Source organism: Pseudocitrobacter corydidari, assembly GCF_021172065.1.
Lineage (GTDB): Bacteria > Pseudomonadota > Gammaproteobacteria > Enterobacterales > Enterobacteriaceae > Pseudocitrobacter > Pseudocitrobacter corydidari.
Genome location: NZ_CP087880.1, coordinates 1,276,193 through 1,283,969 on the forward strand (window position 1 = coordinate 1,276,193; position 7,777 = coordinate 1,283,969).

Sequence of the window (7,777 nt, forward strand, 5' to 3'; positions counted from 1 at the left end):
TTTCCCTGCCTGCGTTTATTGCGCGGTGGTATGCAGGATGAAAGGAATGGAATCGCGCAGGGACGGATTCACCGTTCCGCTATGGTCAAGCCCCTCATAGAGATGAACCTCCGCTTGCGTACCGGCACGTTTCACCGCGTCGGCAAAACGGAGCTGCATTGCGGTAGGCACATTGATGTCATGACTGCCGATACCGATAAAGACCGGATGGGAAATTTTAAGCGTTGGGTAAAGCATACTGCCGATACTGCTGCTTAACAGCGATTCTACCGCAGGCTTCAGCGTGTTGGCAGCGTTCAGGTTTGCCTCCATCGTCTGCTGTGTAAGCGGGTTAATGCAAAGCTTTTGGGCTTTTTCCAGATACGGCAGAGCGGTATCCTGGAAATAGTCGGTCGCGTTAAGTTTGCCATTAACGTCGGCGGCAGAAAGATAGATATAGAAAATATACGGTATTTTGGGGTCACCCTTAACTGGCGTCGCGCCGTTAACTGGTGGCAAAATATCAGCAGCCGTGGTGTTCTTATCAAAATACGGGGTACCGGTCAGGACCGTCGCGCGGATATTCAGTTCCGGGGCATATTGCGGCTGATAACCCGCGGTCGCAAACGCAGCGTGCGCGCCCTGAGATTGACCAACCAGAATTAACTCATTACGTAGCGGGTACGTTTTCATCGCCGCCCGCACGCCATCCAGAATACTCCAGGCTTCTCCACGCGCATTAAGGTAGTGATGCAAACCCGCAGAGCCTAAACCTGCATAGTCTGGCGCCACCACGGCGTAACCGAGCGAAAGCCAGGTATTCAGATACTGTTTATCCCGATCGGTACGGACGTTGAGTGAAGGCGCACAGTCATGTGCCACACCCACGGTACCGTGCGCCCAAACGACAACAGGCCAACCGCCTTCCGGGGTTTTGCCATAGGGGAGAAAGACAGCTGCGGTATCTTGCCGCGAGGTTTTGCCGTCAACGCCGCTGACCGAAGCGTAGTGAATCAAATATTGTTGTGCGGCTTCATTAAGGCCATTTTCTTTCGCCAGCACACGCGGTGTTTCAAGGTTATCAGCGGCCAACGCCGTGACAGGTGACAGCGCCAGTAAAAATAACGCGGAGGTCGTTGTCAGGATGCGTTTTGATATTAGGTAGTGCATGGTTTTTCATTCCTTATATACGATGCTCCCAGTGTAGTGGAACCAGCCTGAACGAGAACCTTACCGGTAACGTTAATCAGAAAAGCCTGATTTATTTAATAATAAAATTTAAATTGGTGAGGTTATTAAAAATGTCACTGGAGTGACTATTCTCATTGTAAGTGTTGATTAATCGTGTGGTGTCTTTTTGATAACGGATTAAAAATTGATTGTTGTCAATGTGATAATGAGACCAGGCAGGCAACCTCAAGTAACAAGTATCGGTAACAACGGGCAGGAGGCTATATGCAATATTTATTGTTGTTTATCCTGGTGAGTATCGGTTCTGTTTCTTATTACAACGGCTCAATCCTGGGCGTGAAATCAGGCGTATTCTCTCTCGTCTGTATGATACTCATGGCTTACGGAATATACGTTTTTACAGAATGGCTGACGCAAGGGCATGATCTGGTCACTGGCATCTATATGATGTTGTCACCGGCTGCGGGCCTGATAATGACGATAATGATGAAATCGGCGAAAGCGGCCTAGCCAGAAAATTACCCCCCGCAAAAATGCGGGGGGTAAGGTTATAAACCTGCCGGACGCGGAACTTCCGTGTAATTGCCATCAATGTCTCGCGAGTAGTAGTGACCCTCTTTGACATAATAACGTTTACCGTTGAAATCCAGCACCTGTAGCGTGCTATCAGGTGCCGCCGCCGGGCGTTCTACCACGACATATTCCGGCCCCTGTTTTTGGTAATACGTTCCGTTGACCAGCCAGTAGGTTAAACCGCCAATCATCACGGCTGTCGCCAGGTCGGGAAGAATACTTACCCGATGCCCCGGCATCGGGCCGTGCATATCCGGGCCATGACCACCACCGTGTCCTCCTGGGCCGCCTGGCCCTGCAAATGCACCGAAGGGTAGCGCGAGTGCGCTCATAAGCATGATGATTGCCGCTTTATTCATATTCCTTCCCCCTTAAACCCGCAAATAAATTAGGGTATTTACCGTTGCGTATTGTTATCGCCATACGGAAATACTCAATCTCCCTATTCTAAATCAGCGAATCGCTCGAAATGAGGATGAACTGTGAAGGTTTCGCGGAAGAAATAATCGCAGCGTCTGCAAGATAAAAAGAACACATGTCATAAATTGAGCTTAACTTAAGATTATTCAATAAGAGGCTGACAGTCGGGTTACCGCTCCGTTTTACTAAAAGGTCGATAAATCATGGAAACATATCTGCAAAAAATGAAGGATGAGTGGGCACAACTCATCGGTGATACCGACCCGCAGGTGCGTCTCCTCGCCGCCGAGATTGCCGGAGAGCATGCGAAAGTACTGAGTCAGGAATTCTATAGCGTTGTCCTTTCTGACTCTCAGGCCGCGGATTTTCTGACGAATGATCAAGTTGAAAGGCAGCTAAAAACTGCGTTACAGCAGTGGATTATCGATGTGCTTTCCTGCCCGGTAGAGGGTGTCGAACAGCAGATTCAGGTGCAGCAGCGCGTTGCGGATGTGCATGCCCGCATTGGTATTCCTGTCGATTTAGTCGAGATGGGATTTCGAGTCCTGAAGAAATTATTGTTTCCGGTTATTGGCGCCAGCCAGCACTCGGCCGACCTGAAATTAGGTATCTACCACTTTGCGATAAACAGCATCGATCTTGCTATGGAGGTCATGTCTCGCGCCTTTATTTTCAGTGAAAACAGCGCGGCGAAAGAGGATGAAAACTATCGCATCTTTTCGCTGATGGAAAACGCGGAAGAGGAAAAGGAACGACAGATCGCCTCTTTGCTCAGTTGGGAAATGGACCTTATCTACAAAGTGATGCTCGATTCAGGGCCCGGCAACAGTCTGCCGTTGGGACAGTCTGATTTTGGACTTTGGTTCAATCATAAAGGTCGCCACTATTTCAGCGGCATTGCAGAAGCGGGCCATATTTCACGACTGATTATTGAGTTTGATGATGCGTTTCGCGCGGTTCGCCACTCACCGCAGGGGATGAACACGCGCCAGCAACGCGTTAACTTTATCCTGCAAACCCGCAATACGCTTTCACAAATCGCCACCCTGTTACGCGAACTCTTTGAAGAGGTGTCGCGCCATGAAGTGGGAATGGACGTATTGACACGCTTGCTGAACAGGCGTTTCTTACCGACCATCTTTAAACGCGAAATTGCCCACGCGGGCCGTGCCGGAACGCCGATGTCGGTTTTGTTGATCGATGTCGATAAGTTCAAGCAAATCAATGATACGTGGGGGCATAACACCGGCGACGAAATCCTGCGTAAAGTCGCTGGTGCATTTTACGAACACGTTCGTACCAGCGATTTTGTGTTCCGCTACGGTGGCGATGAATTCCTGATCATTCTTACGGAAGCCAACGAGGCGGACACGCTGCGGATAGCCGAGCGAGTGCGCTCACGCGTTGAAAAAATCAAAGTCTCTGCGCCCAATGGGGAAACTATCTCGCTGTCGCTTTCCATTGGGGCGGCGATGTTTAGCGGACATCCTGATTATGAACGCCTTATTCAGCTTGCCGACGAGGCGCTGTATGGCGCGAAACGCAGAGGCCGCAACTGTGTAGAGCTGTGGAAAGCATCATGCTAAGCCACTTTCGCCAGTATCTGCCCTGGTGGAACATCGCTGAAACCCTTGATTCCCACCGGGGTGATATTCTTTTTACAGCGCTTGAACAAAATATGATGGGCTCGGTTCTCATTGACGCCGACGATACCATCATGTTTTTCAACCGTGCGGCGGAGCTGCTGTGGGGATATCGTCGCGAAGAGGTATTGGGGCAGAATGTCTCGTTATTGATTCCCCATGCGCTTCGTGCAGCCCACCCCGATTACATCCAGCACCATCGCGAAGGGGCGCAATCGAAAGTGGTGGGGATGAGCCGGGAATTGCAGCTGGAACGTAAAGATGGCAGTAAAATCTGGACCCGTTTTGCACTCTCGCGCATCGATATTTCCGGGAAAATCTGCTATCTCGCGCTGGTGCGTGATGCCACCCGTGAAATGGCGCAGAAAGAGCAAACGCGGTTATTGTTACTGGCGGTTGATCACATCACTAAGCCGGTGATTGTCCTGGATAACCTGCGGAGGATTGTACAAGGGAATCAGGCCTTCACCGAAATGGCAGGCATGAAAATTGACGACATGGTGGGGCTGCGACCGGACAATGTCCTGCGCTTACCCGACGCATTGCCTGAGCATCGGGAGCGCATTCAGCGGCTGCTGGCAAAAAGCCACCGTGACCAGGCCGAATTTATGCTGCAGGCCTGTGCCGGTACATCTGTCTGGTTTAATGCAACGATAAACCCGGTCTTTAATGAACAGGGCGAGTTGCAAAATTTGGTGATGACTTTTGTGGATGTCACCGAAGACCGCAAGATACGTGAGCTGGAACGAACCTTATTGACGGCCATTTCGCGTAATCCGCCGTTCAAGGATATGGGCGATATTTTATGTCGCAGTATTGAGGCGGTTTTCCCTAGGGCACACGTTGAATTAACGCTTTCAGAAGAGGGTGTTTGGGCCGCTACCCCGGATACTCTCGGTGAGCAGGCGGCCATCAAACGGATCGTTTCTATTCGTCGTCGTGATGGAAGTAAAGCTGGGACATTGTCTATCCGCACCGTGGCGGGTCGGGAAAGCCGTGCCTTTATCGATCGTGTCGCTGATATCAGTCAGCATCTTGCCGCCGTGGCGATAGAACAAGAGCATAGCCGCCGCCAGATCGCGCAACTGGTTCAGTTCGATCCGCTCACGGGGCTGCCAAACCGCAGTCAGTTACAGGATTATCTCGACCAGCGCCTGTCCGGTGATGATACGGCTGCGCCGGTAGTTTTCCTGATGACGGTCGATCACTTTCAGGACGTCATTGATGCCCATGGCTACGCAACGGCGGACCAGGTGTTACTGACGGTGGCCAATCGGCTACGGGATAGGTTACGTCCTGGCCAGTATTTATGCAAAACGGAAGGGCCGCAATTTGTCCTCATCGACGATGAAAATGATGTCAGCAATTTGTCGCGCGTTTCTGAGGATCTGGAAAACAGCGTTCACGAACCGTTCACCCTTGAGCTGCAAACTTTTTCGCCGACGCTGAGCATTGGCATCAGCTATGAAGCCGGTCGAAATCTTGACTGGCTTCTCTCCACGGCCAGCAGCGCGATGGAGCATATCCGTCGTTCGGGAGGTAACGGCTGGCAATTTTTTAGCCCCGAGCTTAACCGGGCAGTGACCGAACGCATGCTGCTGGGCGCAGCGTTAAAACGGGCGGTAAGTGACAATCATCTCAGGCTGGTCTATCAGCCCCAAATCAATATTGTTACTGGCGAGTTGTACGGTTTTGAAGCGCTGGCACGCTGGCGCGATCCTGTACATGGCGACGTTCCGCCTTCCCGATTCATTCCTTTAGCGGAAGAGGTGGGTGAAATTGAAAATATTGGCCGTTGGGTGATTCGCGAAGCCTGTCGGCAACTGGCGCAATGGCGTTCACAGGCGCTTAGTGTGCCTGCGCTTTCGGTTAATCTATCGGCGCTTCATTTTCACAGTAGCGAGTTATTTACTCAGGTTACCGATGCGATGACGGAGTTTTCCATTGTCGGTAATGAACTTACGCTAGAAATCACCGAAAGCATGATGATGGATCCTGATGAGGCGCTTCTTAAACGCATTAAAATGCTGCGAGAGGCAGGAGTCGGTTTATCGATTGATGATTTTGGCACTGGCTTCTCCGGTCTTTCACGTTTAGTAACACTTCCGGTGACGGAAATAAAAATAGATAAAAGCTTTGTCGATGGTTGTTTAACCGATACTCGTAGCCGATCGTTGTTGGACGTCATCACTCGTATTGGTCAGAGCTTTAATATGATGGTGGTCGCGGAAGGCGTTGAAACTCACGAACAACTGCAATTATTACGTGCTATTGGTTGCCCGGTGGTACAAGGTTACTATTTTTCCAGACCATTAAACCCTGAGGATATTCCGAGATGGTATGAGGCGGATTATCAACGCATTATTGATAATTTGTGATAGGGAACGATTTTGTAAAAAAATAAAATTACCGGAAGCCTTGTGTTTCTCATGTTGACTATACTAAAACTCTGTTTCAGGAACTCATTCATTGTCGCGATGGGAGCTTAACCATTATTTTTCTGTGGGTTAATTATTATTGACGCTATTAGCATTGTATAAAAACACGAACCTAATATAACTTTCTGGAATAATTCTTTAAAGGAGCAGGTGAATTGAACGCTTCGCTGAACTTTGCAAGAATAATATCGTGCTTTTTACTCTCAACGGCTAATATTCTGGTCCCGGCGTACTCCGCACCTTTACCCGGCTGGGCGAAGGCGCCCGCCGTGCAGAAGATGGAGAGAATGACGCTGAAGGAGTGCATTCTTCACGCCTTCGGACAAAGCCCGGAGATAGCCCAGCAGGCAGAAAAAACCGGCATTGGTCAGGCGCAAATTGATGAGGCGCAGAGTGCCTGGCATCCTAAGATCGGCCTTAACGGAAACGCCGGGCCTTCGCGGCAATATGATTCCAGCGGCCATCTCGATAATGCCGTTTCATACGGCATTACGATTACTCAGCTGGTTTATGATTTCGGCAAAACAAACAACGACATAAAATTGCAAACGGCTGCACGTGACAGCGAGCGTTTTAAGCTAATGGAAACCATGACCGACGTGGCGGAAAAAACCGCCGCCACGTATATGGAGGTTAACCGTTATCAGGCGCTCATTGATGCCGCCGATCAAAATATTCTTTCCCTTGAGAGCGTCAGAAAGATGGCACAGCTGCGCGCCAATGCCGGGCTAAATTCCTCGTCAGATGAACTTCAGGCCAGCACGCGTATTGCCAGTATTCGCTCCGCGCGTGAACAGTATCTCGCGCAACGCCACAGCGCGCTCGCGCAGTTATCTGTATTAACTGGCGTACAACCGGCAGCGCTCGCGCCGCCGCCCGCAGAGCTCGCCAGCCAGCCGGTCGAACTTAATCATATTGATTACAAAACGATTCCCGCCGTGCTGAGCGCTGAGAACCTGAGTCAGTCAGCCTCTTATGGCGTAGAAAAAACCAGGTCGCAATACTGGCCGACGGTCAGTATCCAGGGCGCGAAAACCCGCTATGAGACCAGCGACCGCTCTTACTGGAACGATCAACTACAGTTAAATGTGGACGCCCCGTTGTATCAGGGCGGTGCCGTTTCGGCGCAGGTCGCACAGGCGGAGGGCCAAAAGCGCATTGCGGCCTCACAGGTTGAGCAGGCCAAGCTCGATATTCTTCAGCGTGCCTCCGTGGCGTTCGCTAACTGGAACGGTGCGCGGGGGCGAGAGGAAGCGGGAAACGCGCAGTCACAAAGTGCACAGCAATCACGGGAAGTTTATAAAAAAGAGTATCAATTAGGTAACCGCAGTCTGAATGATTTATTAAGCGTGGAGCAGGATGTTTTCCAGGCGCAATCAGCAGAAATCAATGCCAACTATGATGGCTGGGTCGCCGCTGTGAATTATGCGGCAGCCGTCAATAATTTGATTCCGCTGGCAGGCATAAAGGAAGCGTTACAAAACGATCTGCCCGATCTGCAGTAATGGGCAGTTGTTGCACTCCTGGGGCGAA

6 protein-coding genes are annotated in these 7,777 nt (G+C 50.7%); 4 read left to right on the forward strand and 2 right to left on the reverse strand.

All coding sequences use genetic code 11. The features are described from left to right. Positions 1 to 15: 15 nt before the first annotated feature. A complete protein-coding gene (locus G163CM_RS05955; RefSeq protein ID WP_231827232.1) occupies positions 16 to 1,149 on the reverse strand; it encodes an alpha/beta hydrolase in 1,134 nt (377 codons plus the stop codon). 285 nt (positions 1,150 to 1,434) lie between these two features. Between G163CM_RS05955 and G163CM_RS05960 the strand changes: the two genes are divergently transcribed. Continuing rightward, positions 1,435 to 1,680, forward strand: a complete 246-nt coding sequence (locus G163CM_RS05960) for a DUF2545 family protein (RefSeq protein ID WP_231827233.1) — start codon at positions 1,435 to 1,437, stop codon at positions 1,678 to 1,680. A gap of 38 nt (positions 1,681 to 1,718) precedes the next feature. Here G163CM_RS05960 and G163CM_RS05965 read toward each other — a convergent pair whose 3' ends face one another. Next, on the reverse strand, positions 1,719 to 2,102 hold the full coding sequence (locus G163CM_RS05965) for a DUF6515 family protein (RefSeq protein WP_231827234.1): 384 nt from the start codon (positions 2,100 to 2,102) through the stop codon (positions 1,719 to 1,721). Positions 2,103 to 2,366: 264 nt separating this feature from the next. On the opposite strand from G163CM_RS05965, the gene G163CM_RS05970 reads away from it, so the two are divergent. From G163CM_RS05970 to G163CM_RS05980, 3 genes are all read left to right on the forward strand, one after another. After that, complete coding sequence (locus G163CM_RS05970) at positions 2,367 to 3,749, forward strand: diguanylate cyclase (RefSeq protein ID WP_231827235.1); 1,383 nt, start codon at positions 2,367 to 2,369, stop codon at positions 3,747 to 3,749. After that, positions 3,743 to 6,184, forward strand: a complete 2,442-nt coding sequence (dosP, locus tag G163CM_RS05975) for an oxygen-sensing cyclic-di-GMP phosphodiesterase DosP (RefSeq protein ID WP_255690184.1) — start codon at positions 3,743 to 3,745, stop codon at positions 6,182 to 6,184. The genes G163CM_RS05970 and dosP overlap by 7 nt, the downstream gene beginning before the upstream one ends. Before the next feature lie 338 nt (positions 6,185 to 6,522). Beyond that, positions 6,523 to 7,749: a TolC family outer membrane protein gene (locus G163CM_RS05980; protein WP_231828336.1), complete on the forward strand. Its 1,227-nt coding sequence runs from the start codon at positions 6,523 to 6,525 to the stop codon at positions 7,747 to 7,749. Positions 7,750 to 7,777 lie beyond the last annotated feature (28 nt).

What these genes read in the sequence shown, in the direction of transcription:
- G163CM_RS05955 (WP_231827232.1), bottom strand. Translation starts at nt 1,149, where the DNA reads ATGCACTACCTAATATCAAAACGCATCCTGACAACGACCTCCGCGTTA.
- G163CM_RS05960 (WP_231827233.1), top strand. Translation starts at nt 1,435, where the DNA reads ATGCAATATTTATTGTTGTTTATCCTGGTGAGTATCGGTTCTGTTTCT.
- G163CM_RS05965 (WP_231827234.1), bottom strand. Translation starts at nt 2,102, where the DNA reads ATGAATAAAGCGGCAATCATCATGCTTATGAGCGCACTCGCGCTACCC.
- G163CM_RS05970 (WP_231827235.1), top strand. Translation starts at nt 2,367, where the DNA reads ATGGAAACATATCTGCAAAAAATGAAGGATGAGTGGGCACAACTCATC.
- dosP (WP_255690184.1), top strand. Translation starts at nt 3,743, where the DNA reads ATGCTAAGCCACTTTCGCCAGTATCTGCCCTGGTGGAACATCGCTGAA.
- G163CM_RS05980 (WP_231828336.1), top strand. Translation starts at nt 6,523, where the DNA reads ATGGAGAGAATGACGCTGAAGGAGTGCATTCTTCACGCCTTCGGACAA.